Here is a 17,433-nt window from a genome sequence, read left to right as displayed (position 1 = left end):
ATCCTGGTGATCCTGGGCCTCGAGCGAGGCCTCGCGCAGGGCGTGAATGACGTCGGCGATCGTGCTCCGGCTGTCGATCCGTGTGCGCAGCACCTGGGTGTTGACCAGCAGGCCGATCAGACGCCGCGTCTCCGACCGGTCGCGATTGGCGAGCGGAACGCCGATGCTGATGTCGGGCTGGCCGCTGTAGCGATAGAGCACCAGCTTCAGCGCCGCCAGCAGAACGACGAACAACGTCGTGTGCTGTCCCCGCGCCAGCTCGCGCAGGCGATCGGCAAGCTCCGCCCCGAGCGACAGCCGTATGGCATCGCCGGATTGATCGGCCTGGGCTGACCTGGGCCGATCGAACGGCAGCGGCAGCATGGCCGTGTCATGGAGACGGCCGGTCCAGTAGCGAAGCTGCCGCTCCCCCTCCACGGCACCGAGCCACAACCGCTGCCAGGCTGCGAAATCGGCGTAGTCGATCTCGAGCGCCGGCAGCGAGGCCGCCTCGCCGCGGGCGGCGGCGTGATAGAGCTGCCAGAACTCGTCGGTGAGAACCTGCATCGACCAGCCGTCGGCGACGATGTGGTGCAGCGTGACGGAGAGGATATGGTCGTGCTCGCCAAGTCCCAGCAGCGCCGCGCGCAGCAGCGGTCCGGATTCCAGATCGAACGGCAACGCCGCTTCCTCACGCAGCAGCCGGCGCGCCTGCTGCTCGCGATCGTCGCCCGCGATCTCGATACGGCGAAGCGCGACCGGCGCCGGCTGGCCTACGATCTGCTCCGGCTCGCCGCCGTCCTGCCGGAACGTGGTGCGGAGCGCGACATGGCGCATGACGAGTCCGTCGAGCGCCTTCTGAAGCGCGGCGGCGTCGAGCCGACCCCGCAGGCGGATCGCGACCGGCATGTTGTAGGCGGAGCCGCCCGGATCCATCCGCCACAGGAACCAGAGACGGGCCTGCGCGAACGATAACGGCGCGCGCTGCAGATGCTGCCGGGCGATCGGCAAGATCGACAGATCGATGCCCTTGGCCGCCAACTGCGTCAGGAACGCGCGCTGCTTCGAGGCATCGAGACGCACCAATCGACGCGCGATTTCGCCGAGCTGCTGGGCCTGGAGTCCGGACTGATCATTCATTGGCGAACTCAACTTCCTCAAGCAGATCGAACATGGCGGCGATGTCGTCGCTGCGCCTGCTCGTCGGCGGGTCCGCGGCGAGCGCGGACGCCATGGCCTCGACCGTGGTCAGCTCGAACAACCGCTTCAGCGGCAGCTCCCACGCAAGATCGCGCTTGATGCGGCCGACGAGCTGGACGGCCATCAGCGAGTCGCCGCCGAGCTCGAAGAAATTGTCGGTGACGCCGACGTCCGGCCTGTGCAGCAGCTCTGCCCAGATCGCCGCGAGTGCGGCCTCGGTCGGATTGCGCGGGGCGATGCGATGCGCTTCGGGAGCCCCGACATCGGGCCGCGGCAGCGCGTTGCGGTCGATCTTGCCGTTCGGCGTCAGCGGCAGCTCCGGCAGCACGATCACGCGCGACGGAACCATGTAGTCCGGCAGCGCTGCTGCGAGCGCAGCGCGGAGGCCGCCGCCGTCGAGCGTATCCTCGCCGCTGACATAGCCGACCAATTGACGGCCGCCGCCGAGCTCCTGCGCCACGACGACGCTGTCGCGCACGCCCGGCTGCTCCCGCAGCCGCACCTCGATCTCGCCGAGCTCGATCCGATGTCCGCGGATCTTCACCTGATGATCGGCGCGGCCGACATAGTCGAGCACGCCGTCGGCCCGCCAGCGCGCGAGGTCCCCGGTCCGGTACAGCCGCGCGCCGTCGCTACCGAACGGATCCGGGATGAAGCGCTCGGCACTCAGCGCGGCGCGTTTCCAATAGCCGCGCGCGAGCCCGTCACCGCCGATGAAGAGCTCGCCAGCGACGCCGACCGGCGCCAGATTGAGTTCGGTGTCGAGCACGTACAACCGGGTGTTGCCGATCGGGCTGCCGAGCAGCGGCAACGGATCGGTCGCATCGAGGCGGTGACGCGCCGACCACACCGTGGTCTCGGTCGGCCCATACACGTTCCAGACCTCGCTGCCCAGCGCGCCCAGCCGCCGCGCCAGGTCCGAGGCCAGCGCCTCCCCGCCGCTCAGCAGGCGACAGCCCTTCGGCAGCCATGGAGCCGTCTCGTGCGGATCGGCCGCGTCGTGATCGAGCAGCATGCGCCAGCTCGACGGCGTCGCCTGGACCATGGTCACGCCGTGCCGTGCCACCATCGCCTTGAGCGCCACCGGATCATGGGCCGTGAAACGGTCGGCGAGCACGATCCGTGCGCCATGGGTCAGCGGCAGCCACAGCTCCAGCACGGCGATGTCGAAGGACAACGAGGTCAACGCCAGCACACGGTCGTCGGCCGCGATGCCCGGCTGCTCGGCCATCGTCGTCAGGAAGTTCGTCACCGCGGCGTGACGCACCATCACGCCCTTGGGCCGACCGGTGGAGCCGGAGGTGTAGATGACGTAAGCGAGGCTCTCCGGATGCACGTCGACAGCAAGATTATCGGTCTGGCCGAGGCCCTCGCCAGCCGCCACCTCGAGCAGCCATGCCTCGGCCTCGCTCCGGGCCAGCACCGGCGCGAAACGGTCGTGGAGCGTGGCTTGCGTCAGCAGCAGCTTGGCGCCGCTGTCGTTCAGCATGTGCGCGAGCCGCTCGGCCGGATAGTCCGGATCGAGCGGCAGATAGGCCCCGCCCGCTTTGAGCACCGCGAGCAGCGCAACCATCATCGTGACGCCGCGCTCCAGCGCCAGCCCGACCACAACATCCGGCCCGATGCCGCGATCCCTGAGCCGCCGCGCCAGGCGGTTCGCCCGCGCATTCAGCGCGCCGTAGCTGATCGTCTCCTGCCCGTATACGAGTGCAACCGCATCGGGAGATCGCGCCGCATGCACCTCGAACTGCCGGTGCACGCAGAGCGTATCCGCAAAGCTGACAGCCGTCGCATTCCAAGCGCGCAGCAGTCGCGCGCGATCATCCACTGGAACGACATCGAGCTGGCGCACCGGCGTGTGCGGCGCCGCTTCGAGCGCCAGCGCCAGCCGATCGAGCGACTGCTGCATCATCGCGCCGACCCGCTCGGGCGCAACCGGCGCCACGGCCTGGACCGTCAGGTGAAGTCCATGACCGCCGTCATCCACCGCCAGCATCAGCGGATAGTTGGTACGCTCCTCGCCACCGAGCCATTCGACGCCACGCAGAGCCTGGATCGGCTGCGCGTCTGCCCGCGCGTCCTGCCGCTGGCCGTGCCGATAGTTCAGGATCGCGGAGAACAGCGGCGTCGGCGGCGCGACGCCGCTGCAACGCTGGGCCATCGCCAGCGAGGCATGCTCATGCGCCGTCAGCTCCGCCAGCCGCGCATGCGCTGCGCGAACGCTGTCCTCAACGGACGTGCCGTCGAGATCGAGCCGCAACGGCAGCGTGTTGATGAACAGGCCAAGGCTGCGGCCGGTATCATGGCCAGCCTGCATGCGGCCGAGCAGCACGGTGCCGAACACGACCTGCTCGCGCCCACTGCTGCGCGCCAGCACCTGCCCCCAGGCGACATGACAGAGGCTGGCGAGGCTCGCCCCCAGGCGGCGCGCCTGCGCGCGCAGCCGCGCATCGAGCGCAGCCGGCAGGGGCAGCTTTGCCTCGCGCACGCCGGCGCCGTCGCTGCGCACCTCGATCAATCCGAACGGCGCCGTCGGCGCATCGATGTCGGCAAGCATGCTGCGGAAGAAGCGCTGCTGAGCATCCTGTCCGCCCGGCTTGCGAGTCTCGGCGACGAGATTGCGGAACGGAATCGGCGGAGGCAGAGCGGTACGGCGTCCCGACAGGATCAGTTGCACCTCCTCATGCAACGCCTGCAGGGTGGAATGGTCGCCGACCATGTGATGCAGCACGACCAGCAGCAGCAGGCGATCACTTCCTGGGTCGCGGGCGACAACGAGACGCAGCAATGGCGCCTGGGTCAGATCGAGCCTGCAGGACTTCGGATCGAAGCGGCGCGCCAGCTCGACCTGGGCCGGCGCGTTGCCTTCGAGCTCAACTTCGGTGACGCTTAGCGGTGCCTGGCGCCAGACCACCTGCGCCGGCACCGACAGGCCATCCCAGAGGAACGACGTCCGCAGGACGTCATGCCGGTCGATCACGTCCTGAACGGCCGCAAGATAGCGATCCAGCAGATCACGGCCCGCAAATGCCATCTGGGCGACCAGCACGTAGGGGTCGCCCTCGGTCGCGAGCAGATGATGGAACAGGATTCCCTCCTGCAACGGCGACAGCGTGTAGATGTCCTGGACGTTGGCGACGCCGCCCGGCACACGGCCCACCACGCGGTCGATCTCGTCCTGGCTCAGCGCGATCAGCGGCAGCATGTCCGACGTGATGACCGGGCTCTGCGCCGTGATCGGGTTGTCAGGAATTGCGGTCTCCTCGCTTTGCCGCAGGCTGGCCGCGAGATCGCGCAGCACCGGCTTGGCGAACACCATCTGCGCGTCGATCGTCAGCGCATGGTGCTTCAGCCGATCCAGCATGCGGACGACGAGCAGCGAATGACCGCCGAGCTCGAAGAAATGATCGTTGCGGCCGACGCGCTCGACGCCAAGCAACTCGCACCAGATGGCAGCGAGCGTCTGCTCGGCTTCGCCCTGGGGAGGATCATAGGTGGCGTGCGAGAACGCCTCGTCGTCCGGCGCCGGCAGCGCCTGCCGGTCGACCTTGCCGTTGGGTGTCAGCGGAAATGCAGGGAGGCGAACGATCGCCGACGGGACCATGTAGTCGGGCAGGCTTCCCTGCAGATGTAAACGGAGTTTCGCGGCCCACGCGCCGGTGCCGTCGGCGTCCTCCGCCGGCACCACATAGGCGATGAGCCTGAGATCGCCCTGCGCATCGCGCCGCGCCAGGACTGCCGAGTCCCGCACGCCAGCCTGCGCATTCAGCCGATGCTCGATCTCGCCGAGCTCGATGCGGAAGCCGCGGATCTTCACCTGATGGTCGTTGCGGCCCAGGAATTCGATGTTGCCGTCGGCGAGATGGCGGCCGAGATCGCCGGTTCGATACATCCGCGCATCGGCCGAACGATCGAAGGGATCCGCAGCAAAGCGCTGCGCCGACAGATCGGGACGGTTGAGATAGCCGCGGGCAACCCCTGCCCCGCCGATCCAGATCTCGCCCACGGCGCCGCGCGGCACCGGCATGCCCTGGGCGTCGAGCAGATAGATCCGCGCGTTGGCGATCGGGCGACCGATTGGGACGACACCGCCCGCGAAGCCGGGCGGACGGCGCCATGCGGTGGCGCAGACGGTCGCTTCCGTCGGCCCGTAGGCATTGAAGACCGCAATCTCGGGCGGCAGCGCTTCGAACAGCTCCGGCCTTGGCAACTCGCCGGCGAGAACCAGCACCTCGAGCCCGGAGAGCCGGGCGAGGTCCGAGCGGCCCTGCAGCATCGCGGGCGGCAAGGTGGCGTGGGTGATGCGATGTTCGACGAGATAATTCAACAGCTCCGGCGCGTCGCGATGCTCGCGGCTTCCGAGCAGATGCAGCTCGGCACCGGCACAAAGCGCCATGACTATGTCCCACACGCTTGCGTCGAAGCTGAAGGAGGCGAATTGCACGATTCGGCTGTGCGGACCGGTGTCGAACAGCCCGATCTGGGCCTGCGCGAGATTGACGAGGCCCTGGTGCTCGACCATCACGCCCTTCGGTTGTCCGGTCGAGCCCGACGTGTAGATGACATAGGCGAGATTGCGCGGCGTCAGGCCACGGGCAGCAACATCCGGTGCGCTCTCCGGCAGCCCGCTCCAGGCCGGCGCATCGCTTTCCACATCGATCACAGGGTGCGCCACGCTGCCGAGCGTGCTGGCGCTCTCACCGTCACAGAGCAGCAGCGTCGGCTGGGCATCGGCCACGGTCTCGCGCAGCCGCTGCGGCGGATAGGCAGGGTCAAGCGGCAGATAGGCCGCTCCCGCTTTGAGAACCGCGAGCACGCTGACGATCGCATCAATGCCGCGCTGCTGGCAGATCGCGACCAGCCGGTCCGGACCGGCGCCCAGCGCAACGAGATGATGCGCGAGGCGATTGGCGCGCTCCTCGAGCTCGCGATAGCTCAAGCTGACCGCACCATGCACCAGCGCCACGGCGGAGGGGCGGCGGCGCGCCTGCTCTGCGACGAGCTCCTGGACGCAGCAGTCGGCTGGCGTGAACGACTGCGTCCGGTTCCAGACATCCAGCAGCAGCGTACGTTCCTCGGCCGGCAGCAGCTCGATCCGATCGACCGGCTGGCTGGTGTCGGCGACCATGGCGCGCAACGCAGCCAGCAGATAGAAGCGATAGCGCTGTACGGTATCGGCGTCGAACAGCGCCGTCGCGTAGTTGAGCTTGCCAGAGATGCGGCCGCCGCTCTCGCTGAGATCGAGCTCCAGATCGAACTTGATCTTGTGCTGCTCGATCGCAAGGCGTTCGACCGCCAGGCCGGGCAGTGCGAACGAGCCGACATCGTTACTCTGCCACGCGAACACCACCTGGAACACCGGCGTGTATTCCGGATGCCGCGGCGGCTGGAGCGCCTCGACCAGGTGCTCGAACGGAAGATCCTGATGATCCTGCGCCGCGAGGACCGCCGTCTTGACGCGGTCGATCAGCTCGGCGACAGCGGGACCCTGCGAGAGGTCGAGCCGCAGCGCCAGCATGTTGACGAAGAAGCCGGCCAGGCCTTCGAGCTCCGAACGCATCCGATTGGCGCTCGGCGTGCCGATCACGAGATCCTGCTGGCCCGCCAACCGCGACAGCACGATGGCCCAGGCCGCCAGCACGATGACGAACGGGGTGGCGCCGAGCGCGTGGCCCAGCCGCCTGATGTCGGCCGATAGACCGTCGTCGATCTCCACCGGCACCGCGGCGCCGGCGTTGGATCGCGGCGCAGATCGCGTCCGGTCCGTCGGCAGTGCCAGCAAGGATGGCGCGTCGCGCAGCACGGCGGTCCAATGATCGAGCTGCCGCTGCAACCGATCTGCCGTCAGCGAATGGCGCTGCCATGCTGCATAGTCCGGATACTGAATCGCCAGCGGCGGCAACGGATCGTCGCCGCCTGCGGCGAAGGCGCCATACAGTGCCGAGAGCTCGCGGACGATGACGCCCATCGACCATCCGTCGGAGATGATGTGGTGCTGGCTGAGCAGAACGACGTGATCATCATCGCCCAGACGGATCAAATGGCTGCGGATCAGCGGCCCCCGAGCGAGATCGAACGGCGCGCGCGTACATTCATCCAGCACGTCGCTCAGCCGCTTCTCGCGGTCCGGCCGGCCGCGAAGATCATGCATCTCCAGCGGCAGGCTGGCGTCGGACGGCAACAGCGCAATTCGCGGCTCGCCGTCCTCGGCGACAAAGACCGTCCGCAGCGCCTCGTGCCGGGAGAACAAGCGGTCGAGGCTGCGGCGCCATGCGCCGATGTCGAGCCGGCCGCGCAACCGCAGCGCCACGTCGATGTGATAATTCGAGCTTCCTCCATCGAGCTGCGTCAGCAGCCACAGCTGCTGCTGCGCGAAGGAGAGCGGCAGCCGGCCCCCGCGATCGACGATCGGGATCGCGTTTGTATCGCGTCTGGCGGCGTTGCGGCCGCGCTGTCGCGCGCGCGATGCCAACTGGCGCAGCGCCTCCGGATCGAGGTCACGCAGAAGAGGCTGTCCTGATTGTCCGCTCATGATAGCTCCGCCGTCATCAGTTCCTGGAGCTCACCTTCGGCGAACTCCTGCTCGATCAGACCGATCGAGAGGACGCGCGCGAATTCCGCCAATTCCGGATGAGCGAACAGCTCGGACAATTGCACCGACGTGCCGAACTCCTGCGCGACACGGCTGAGCAGCCGTACCGCCAGCAGAGAGTGGCCGCCGAGCCTGAAGAAGTGATCGCCCCGCCCGATGCGATCAAGGCCGAGCAGCTCCGCCCAGATGCCGGCCAGGATGATCTCGATCTCACCGACCGGAGCCTGATAGTCGTCTCCCGCCTCGCCTTGTGACGCCAGCGGCAGCGCCTTGCGGTCGACCTTGCCGTTCGGCGTCAGCGGCAGCCGCGGCAGCACGATGACGCGCAACGGCACCATGTAGTCCGGCAGCATGGCCGTGAGCATCGCGCGCAAGTCGCCGCCGTCGAGGGTGCTGTCACTGCTGACATAGCCGATCAGGTGTCGCCCGCCGCCGAACTCCTGCGCGACCACGACGCTGTCGCGAACGCCGGGCAGTGCGCGCAGCCGCGCCTCGATCTCGCCGAGCTCGATGCGATGTCCGCGCATCTTGACCTGGTGATCGGCACGGCCGACATAGTCGAGCGTGCCATCGGCACGCCAGCGCGCCAGATCGCCGGTCCGGTACAACCGCGCACCAGGGCCGCCCAACGGATCGGGAACGAAGCGCTCTGCGCTGAGCCCGGCGCGCCTCCAGTAGCCGCGCGCCAGTCCCTCGCCGCCAATGAACAGTTCGCCGGTCACGCCGGGCGGCGCAAGATTGAGATTGGCGTCGAGCACGTAGAGCGTGGTGTTGCCGATCGGACCACCCAGCACCGGCATAGGATCATTGGAATCGAGCCGCTGGCGCGCAGACCACACCGTGGTCTCGGTCGGCCCATACATGTTCCAGACCTCGCCGCTCAGCGCGATGAGCCGCCGCGCCAGATCGGGAGCCAGCGCCTCGCCGCCGCAAAGCACGCGACAGCGACGAGGCAGCGCGGTCCCGTCATGATCGAGCAGCATGCGCCAGCTCGACGGCGTCGCCTGGATCATGGTCACGCCGTGCCTGGCCACGATCGCCTTCAGCGCCGTCGGATCCTGCGCCGAGGCGCGATCGGCCAGCACGATCCGGGCGCCCCGTGTCAGCGGCAGCCACAGTTCCAGCACCGCGATGTCGAACGACAGCGAGGTCAATGCCAGCACCCGGTCGTCGGATGCGATCCCCGGCTGCTCGGCCATCGTCGCCAGGAAGTTCGTCACTGCGCCGTGACGCACCATCACGCCCTTGGGCAGGCCGGTCGAGCCCGAGGTATAGATGACGTAGGCGAGGCTCTCCGGATGAATGGTGCTGCCGAGATTGTCGGCGTCGCCCGCATCATCGTCGCGATCGAGCAGCCAGGCCTCGGCTCCGCTATCGGCCAGCGCAAGCGCGAACCGATCCTGCAGCCCAGCTTGCGTCAGCAGAAGCCTCGCGCCGCTGTCGCTCAGCATGTGAGCAAGACGCTCGGCCGGATAATCCGGGTCGAGCGGCAGGTAGGCGGCGCCGGCCTTCAGCACGGCGAGCAGCGCCACGATCATCTCGGCGTCGCGCTCCAGCGCCAGTCCGACCACGACATCGGCGCCAATCCCGCGTGCCTGCAGCCGCCGCGCCAGCCGGTTTGCCCGCGCGTTCAGTTCGCCGTAGCTGATCCGGCGGTCGCCGCAGACGATAGCAACCGCGTCCGGGACAGCCTTCGCCCGCGCCTCGATCTGCGCCACCACGCCGGGCGCTGCGTCGATCAACGGACGTGGGGATGACGTCTCGCCAATCGCAGCTCCACTCCAGCGCAAGAGCCACGCCAGCGCCTCCCCATCGACCATTCGAAGGCTGCCGGTCGGACGGGCGGCATCCGCCGAAATCTGCATCAGCCAGTCCCGCAACGACGCGCTCACCCGTCGAATCGCGTGCTCGTCCAATTGCGCACGATCGTAGTTGAAGTCGAGGCGCAGGCCCCCGGGTCCGTCGAACACGATGACCGCGATCGGATAACTGGTCGGCGTCACATGTTCGACCCGCCCGATCTGCGGCCCGGCACCGTTGCGCGCGGTGAGCGCCTGATCGATCGGATAGTTCTCGAACACCATCAGGCTGTCGAACAGGGGCTGCCCGGCCCTGTCGGCGAGGCGCTGGATCTCGTGCAGCGGCAGCCACTCATAGTCGCGCGCCGCGACGCTCTGCGCCTGAAGGGTTCGCAGCCAGTCGCCGGTCGCGGTCTGCGGGTGCGCGCGGTCGATCAGCGGCAGCGTGTTGATGAAGAGGCCGACCATGTGCTCGGCGCCGGCAAGCTCGGCCGGACGGCCCGAGACCGTCACGCCAAAGCAGACCGAGCTTTGCCCGGTATACTGCCGCAGCAATTGGGCCCAGGCCCCCTGCAGCAGCGTATTCATCGTGATGCGCTGCTGCGTCGCGAACCGCCGCAGGCGGGCAGCGAGATCGACGTCCACGCGCAGCGTCAGCCGGCCGTGGCCGCTCGCAGCGTCGATCGCGCGGCTCGCACGCAAGGCGTCGGCGAGCGGCGTTGGCTCATCGAAGCCGCGCAGCGTCTCGCGCCAGAAATCCACAGCCGCCGCGTGGTCGCGCGTCTGCAGCCAGGCGATGTAGTCGCGATAACTGGCTTGCGCCGCCGACGGCGCAGCGCCGCCGATCTGCTGCAGCACGTCTGCGAGCAGCCGCGCCGAGCTCCAGCCATCGATCACGATGTGATGATGCGTCCAGATCAGCCACAGCCTGTCATCGCCGAGCCGGATCAGCCGCAGCCGCTGCAGCGGCGGCCGGGTGATGTCGAAGCCGAGCTCACGCTCGCGCCCCGCCGCCTCCGCAAGCGCCGCCTCGATATCCGCCGCCGCGGCCCCATCAGCAATACGGCTGCGCCAATCCTCCTCGACGACGGGCACCTCGAGCTGACGGTAGACGATCTGCTGGGCCACTCCGGACAATTGCTGCCAGACGAATCCAGTCCGCAGCACCGCATGCCGCGCACTCGCCGTCTGCCATGCCGCACGCAACCGCGCCGGCGTCACACCTCGAAGCTCGATCGAGAGCTGGTTGACATAGACATCATCAGCGCCATCGCGCAGGGCATGGAACAGCAAGCCCTGCTGCATCGGCGACAGCGGATAGATGTCCTCGACGGAGCGACAGTCGATGGTCGCGCAGAGCCGGTCGAGCGCCGCCTGATCGAGCCCCGCGAGCGGAACGTCGGACGGCGTGAGACCGCCGGCGCCGCCGAGGCAATGATCGACGAGACCGTGCAGCGCCGCCCGATAGAGCTCCGCGAGCCGTTCGACGGTCGCGCGCCGATAGCGCCGGCTGCCATAGCGGAAACCGAGACGCAGCCGCCCGTCACGCACCTCGCCGTTGATGATGAGCCAGGCCCGCAACGGCGTGTCGGCGGCTCGCATCGGTCCCGGGTTTTCCGGCGCAATCCGGTACGGCGCCGACGCGCCGAGCTGGCCATCGAAGCGGCCGAGATAGTTGAAGACGATGCGCGGGTTCGGCACCGCGGCCAGCGCCTCGCGATGCTCCTTCGCACCGAGATGGCGCAGGACTCCATAGCCGAGCCCGCGATCGGGCACGGCGCGCAGCGTCTCCTTGACGCGGGTGATGAGCGCGCCGTCGGTCTCGCTGCCGCCGTCGAGACGGACCGGGAATGCGGTCGTGAACCAGCCCACCGTCCGCGTGAGGTCACAGTCCGCAAGGACATCCTCGCGGCCGTGGCCTTCGAGCTCGATCACGACGCCATCGATCCCACGCCAGTTCCAGACCGCACGCGCCAGCGCAGCCAGCAGCAGGTCGTTGACCTGCGTGCGATAGGCCGCAGGCGCGGCATCGAGCAGCCGTTCGGTCAGCTCCGCTTCGAGCTTCAGCACGACCTCCTCGGCGTCGGCTTCGACGTCGGTGCCACCATGGTCGTCGTCGCGGGGCAGCTCGCTGCCGTGGGAGGACGCCAGCCAGAACGGCATCTCGCCGACCAGCCGATCGGAGGCCGCATGCGCGCGCAGTCGCTGCGCCCAGGAGGACGGCGTGGAGCTCTGGGGCGGCAGGTTGACGGCGCCCGCCTGCCCCGTCAGCTGCTCGCAAGCCGACGCGATGTCCTCGAGCAGAATCCGCCATGACACGCCATCGACGGCGAGATGGTGAATGGCGATCAGCAGCCGCTGGCTGCCGTCGCGCATGTCGAATCCGACGGCACGCAGCAGAGATCCCGATGCCAATGACAGGCTCGCCTGCGCCGCCGACGCGTTCGTGCTGATGTCGGCCGGCTCGACTGCCGTGCGGAGCCAAAGCAGGTCAGGCGCGGCAGGCAGGTCGGACGGCACCGCCTGCCATTCACCCGCGACCTGCCGATACGTCATGCGAAGCGCATCGTGATGCCCCACGACGGCAGCGAGCGCCCGCTGCAGCACGCTCCAGTCGATCCGGTCCCGCGGGATCAGCAGCACCGCCTGGTTGAAGTGATCGCGGTTGGAGATATCCTCCGCGAAGAAGCGCAATTGGATCGGCAGCAGCTCCGCAGCGCAGGCGTTCATTGCGTTGCGTGCTGCTGCCGGCGGCGTGATGGCCGGCGCGGAGGTGGTCGCAACCACGCCGGCCAGCGCCGCTATCGTCTGCTGCGCGAACATCTGCTTCGGCGTCAGCATGACGCCGCGCTTGCGCAGCCGCGCGATGATCTGCAGGCTGAGGATGGAGTCGCCGCCGAGCTCGAAGAAATTGTCATTGCGGCCGATCCGCTCGCGGCCCAGCACGTCCTGCCAGACCGCGGCGATTGTCTCCTCCACCGCGCCGACCGGGGCGGCATAGGATAGCACGGCGTCCTCGTCCGGCTGCGGCAGCGCCGCGCGATCGAGCTTGCCGTTGGCGGTCAGCGGCAGCCGGTCGAGCACGACGATGCGCGAAGGCACCATGTAGTCCGGCAGCATCGCCGAGAGTTGCTGCCGCAGCGTCTCCGGCTGCAACACGGCGCCCGCCGCAGCGACACAATAGGCCACGAGCTCCTGACGCTCCTGCTCAGCATCGACGGCGCGGGCCACGACGGCCGCATCGGCGATGCCTTTCAGCAATGTGATCGCGCGGCTGATCTCGGCGGGCTCGACGCGGTAGCCGCGCAGCTTCACCTGATCGTCGCGCCGGCCGAGGAACACGATCCGGCCGGCCTGATCACAACGCACGCGGTCGCCGGTTCGGTAGAGGCGCTCACCTGGCGCCCCGAACGGATCGGGGATGAAGCGCTCTGCCGTCGGCGCGGGCGCACCGCGATAACCGCGCGCCAACCCAGCACCACCGACGTGGAGTTCACCGGCGACTCCGGCCGGAACGGCATTCAGTGCATCGTCGAGAACGTAGGTCCGCAGATTGGCAAGCGGCAATCCGACCGGCACCGGACCTCGGCCTGCGGCTTCCGTCCACTCATGTGTCGTAACGCCGACCGTCGTCTCGGTGGGGCCGTAGTGATTGATGATCCGGCATTGCGGCCGCAGCCGGCCGACCTCTTCGATCAAGCCGTGATCGCACGGCTCGCCGCCAAGGATCAGCATGTCGCGCGGCAGAATGTCGGCCGAGCGCCGTGCCCGCAGCAAGCCGCGCAGATGGCTCGGCACGATCTTGAGGACGCCGACCTCGCCGTCGCGCATCGCTTGCGCAAACGCATCCGCATCGAACGCCGCATCGGCCGGAAGAAGATTCAAGGTTGCGCCGCTCGCGAGCGCGCCGAACAGCACGGTGTGGCCGAGATCGGCGGCAACAGTCGAGACCATCGCCATGCTCGCGTCGGCGCGCGGCCGCAACCGGGACAATAGCGCCTGCACATAGTTGGCAAGTGCACCGTGTGATACGGCGACGCCCTTGGGCGCGCCGGTCGAGCCCGACGTGTAGATGATGTAGGCAGTCTGCGCCGGATGAACGTGCGGGCGAATGAACTCGCCGCGAGACGCATCGCTGCGCGACTCGCCATCCAGCGCGACGCATTGCAACGCGCTCGCCGCAGCGAGGCATTCGCCGGTCGCGACCAGGGTGTCGATGCCACCATCGCGAAGAATACGGTCAATACGCGCCACCGGCCACGCCGGATCGAGCGGCACGGCGGCGCCGCCCGCCTTCAAGACGCCGAGCAGCGCCGCGACGAAGCTCGGCGACCGCTCGATCCACAGCGCCACCGGCGTCTCATGCGTGACGCCCGCCGCAACGAGCATGCGCGCGATCTTGTCCGACCAACCCACGAGCTCGGCGACGCTGACGGTGTCCTGTCCTTGGCGCAGCGCGATCCGATCGTCGCGGCCCGCGAACGCAGCGTCGATCAGATCGAGGATGTCCATCGATGGGAAGCTCTTCACCTCCGCCGCGACGACCTGCCTGACGTCTCGCGCGATTGCGAAGTCGCGCAGCGGCCGGTCGATGCCCGCCGCGATCTGCCGCAGGAAATCGACGAGCTGGCTCCCGATCCGCTCGACCGTGGCCGCATCGAACAAATCAGTTGCGAAATTCAGGCTCGCATTCATGCCCGTTGGGCCGTCGACGATGTCGAGCGCGAGATCGAAATGCGAGCCGGCGAGATCGACGATGCGCGGCTGGGCGTGCAGGCCGTCGCCGAGCGCAAATCCGGCAGGCGCGGCCATGTAGTTGAACTTGACCTGGAACAGTGGATTGTGGCCGCCGGAGCGGGTCGGCTTCAGCGCATCGACGAGACGGTCGAACGGCAGATCCTGATGTGCAAGCCCGGAGATGACCTCCTCTTTCGCCTGCCCCAGCAGCTCGGCGAAGCTCATGCCATCGGCCACGTCGGCCCGCAGCACCAGCGTATTGACGAAGCAGCCGATCAAGCATGCCAGCTCGGCCTGGCGGCGGCCGGCGACGGGCACGCCGACACGCAGGTCGGAGCGGCCGGAGTAGCGGAACAGCAGCAACTGATAGGCGGCGAGCAGCAGCATGAACATGCTGACGCGATGCTCCCTGGCGAGCGCGCGGAGCCTCAGCACCAGATCTGGCGCGATCTCGACGTGAATGGTGTCGCCGCGATAGCTCGGTACAGGCGGGCGCGGCCGGTCGAACGGCAATGCGAGCGGTGTATCCGCGTCGCCGAGCCGCCCGCGCCAGTAGGCGAGCTGCTGCGCAGCCTCGGGGCCGGAGAGCCAATCCCGCTGCCATGCGGCGTAGTCGGCATATTGGACGGCGGATGGTGACGGCAGCGCCCCTGCCCCGCGCTGGAGCCCGTCATAGAGCGCGGCGATCTCCGCCAGCAGCACGTCGAGCGAGAGGCCGTCGGCTACGATGTGATGCGCCGACAGCAGCAGCACGTGGCGGTCGTCCGCGAGCTGCATCAGCACGGCGCGCAGCAGTGGGCCATTGACGAGATCGAACGGCCTTGCCAGCTCCTCGCGTGTCCGCGCCGCGACCCGCGACGTGCGCTCCGCCGCCGGGCTGCGCCGCAGATCCTCGACCGCGACCGGAATGTCCGGCGCCGCATGGATGACCTGCACGACGCGGCCATCCGGGGCGGAGAAGGTGGTGCGCAGCGTCTCGTGGCGGGCGACGATTTCGGTCAGCGCCTGCACCAGCAGTGCCTGATCGAGCGGGCCGTCGAAATGAACCGTGCAGGCGATGGTGTAGGCCGTGCCGGCCGGATCCATGCTCCAGAGAAACCACAGCCGCTCCTGCGCGGGAGACAGCAGCTCGCGTATGCCCGCCGGTGCCGGCTGCAGCGGCGGGAGCACTTTCGCGTCCGCGCTGGCGGCATCGATAAGCTCTGCGAGCGCGGCGAGCGTAGGCGCATCGAAGAAGCCGCGCAGCGCGAGCTCGATTCCGAACTGCTCGCGCACCATCGCCGTGATCTGAGCGGCTGCGACCGAGTTGCCGCCGAGCATGAAAAAGTCGTCGTCGCGATCGACGGTCTCGCGCCGGAGCACATCCCGCCAGATCAGCGCAAGACGGCGTTCGGTCGCCGTCGCAAGCTCCGCGGACGGCGATGGGTCCGCAGCCTCGCGTCGCCGCTCGAACACCATGAAGCTATCGAGCGTGCCCTGCGCCCACCTGGCGCGACAGGCGGACCGCTGCAGCTTGCCGCTGGTGGTCAGCGGCATGCCTTGCGGGTTCAGCAGCACGACCACCGCCGGATATTCCTGCGTCTGCCGCATGACCGCGTCGCCGATCGCCTTGATCAGCACGTCGGCCGGCGTTCGCCGCAGCACTGCCCTGCTGAACTCGGCAGCTACGCCGATGCCTTCGGCGCCATCGATCTCGACGGGGAAGGCCGCGACACGTCCCTTCCGCACCGAGGCCACCTCGGTCTCGACGGCCTGCTCCAGATCGAATGGATAGATGTTCTGGCCGCGAACGATCAGCAGATCCTTGAGCCTTCCCGTGACGACGAGATCGCCGTCGCGGACGAAGCCGAGGTCGCCGGTCCGCAGCCAGCGCGCGCCGTCGCGAAGGACGAACGTCTGCTGCGTCGCCTCGGGATTGTTCCAATAGCCCTGCGCGATGCTCGGACCTGCGACCCAGATCTCGCCGACCTCATTCCTCTCGGCCTCGGCGGACGCATCGACCCTCATGATGCGCACGGCGTGGCCGTCTGCCACGGCGCCGCACGCCATCAGGTCCGTGCCCTCGCCGGCGTCCGCAACGCGCCCGCCGGCGAGCGCTGCGGGATCGAGCGTGTGACAAACCGCCCGGCTCGCGCGGTCGCCTGCCGTCACCAGCAAGGTCGCCTCGGCAAGGCCGTAGCACGGCGTCAGCGCGCGAGGATCGAAGCCCGCCGGCCGGAAGCGCGCGGCAAATCGATCCAGCGTCGCGCGGCGCACGAACTCCGAGCCGGAGAACGCGAACCGCCATCGGCCGAGGTCCAGCCGCGCGATCGCTTCGTCCGAGATCCGGTCCGCACAGAGCGCGAACGCAAAGTCCGGCCCGCCGCTGCAGGTGCCGCCGTGGCGATGGATGGCGTCGAGCCAGCGCCGCGGCTGCTCCAGGAAATTGCGCGGCGACATCAGCACCGCCGTGAAGCCCGTGAACAGCGGATTCAGCAATCCGCCCATCAATCCCATGTCGTGATAGAGCGGCAGCCAGCTGACGAAGACGTCGTCCCTGGTCCCGCCGAGCGCCGCTTCTATTGCGATCTCATTGGCGACCAGGTTCCGGTGAGTGACGCAGACTCCCTTCGGCTGCGACGTCGAACCCGAAGTATATTGGAGGAAGGCGATCGCATCGCCGTGCAAGTCCGTCTCGCGCCAGGATGCGGCGGCATCGACAGGCACCTCGTCGACGGCAACAACATGAGCATCGGTCTCGCCGACCGAACCGACGACGGCGTCGCGAAGCCGCGCCTGGGTGAGAATGAGTCGTGGCGCCGCATCGCGCAGGATGCCGTCGAGCCGGCTCGTGTAACGCTCCTTGCCGGTTTCCGGCGGATAGGCCGGCACGGCAATGACCCCGGCATAGAGGCAGGCGTAGAACGCAACCGCATAATCGGGCCCGTTCGGCAGCAGGATCACGGCACGCTCGCCGGCCCGCGCGAGCTCCTGCAGATGCGCCGCAAGCGCGCGGATGCGCCGGTCCAGCGCAGCGAATGTCAGTTCGTCGACGACATCGTCGCCTTCGATGAAGCGCAGTGCCGGATGGCCGGCGCGCGAGGCGGCGTGTTCACGGAGTCGTTCGACGAGGGTCTGTGTCGGCAT

At 68.5% G+C, this 17,433-nt stretch carries 3 protein-coding genes (1 of these 3 cut by a window edge); all 3 read right to left on the bottom strand.

Annotated elements, in window-relative coordinates; translation table 11 throughout:
• Tightly spaced (each overlapping or abutting the next), the 3 genes in view from QW881_RS28525 to QW881_RS28515 form a layout consistent with a single transcriptional unit that may run on beyond the window.
• Window positions 1-1,119, bottom strand: partial view of a non-ribosomal peptide synthase/polyketide synthase gene (locus QW881_RS28525; protein WP_316159143.1) — the 5' portion only. Its footprint begins 15,294 nt before the window's first position; only the first 1,119 of its 16,413 coding nucleotides appear in the window; the start codon lies at window positions 1,117-1,119; its stop codon lies beyond the left edge, outside the window.
• On the bottom strand, window positions 1,112-7,711 hold the full coding sequence (locus QW881_RS28520; RefSeq protein ID WP_316159142.1) for a non-ribosomal peptide synthetase: 6,600 nt from the start codon (window positions 7,709-7,711) through the stop codon (window positions 1,112-1,114). Before QW881_RS28520 ends, QW881_RS28525 begins: the two co-directional genes overlap by 8 nt.
• Window positions 7,708-17,433 (bottom strand): non-ribosomal peptide synthetase, encoded by a 9,726-nt coding sequence (locus QW881_RS28515; RefSeq protein ID WP_316159141.1) that lies wholly within the window; start codon window positions 17,431-17,433, stop codon window positions 7,708-7,710. Before QW881_RS28515 ends, QW881_RS28520 begins: the two co-directional genes overlap by 4 nt.

It is taken from the genome of Bradyrhizobium sp. SZCCHNS3016 (genome assembly GCF_032484535.1).
Lineage (GTDB): Bacteria > Pseudomonadota > Alphaproteobacteria > Rhizobiales > Xanthobacteraceae > Bradyrhizobium.
Note: the sequence above shows the minus strand (reverse complement) of the source record. Positions and strands in the feature narration are given on the sequence as shown.

Coding starts and splice junctions, on each gene's coding strand:
- QW881_RS28515 (WP_316159141.1), bottom strand. CDS start 17,433: ATGCCGACACAGACCCTCGTCGAACGACTCCGTGAACACGCCGCCTCG.
- QW881_RS28520 (WP_316159142.1), bottom strand. CDS start 7,711: ATGAGCGGACAATCAGGACAGCCTCTTCTGCGTGACCTCGATCCGGAG.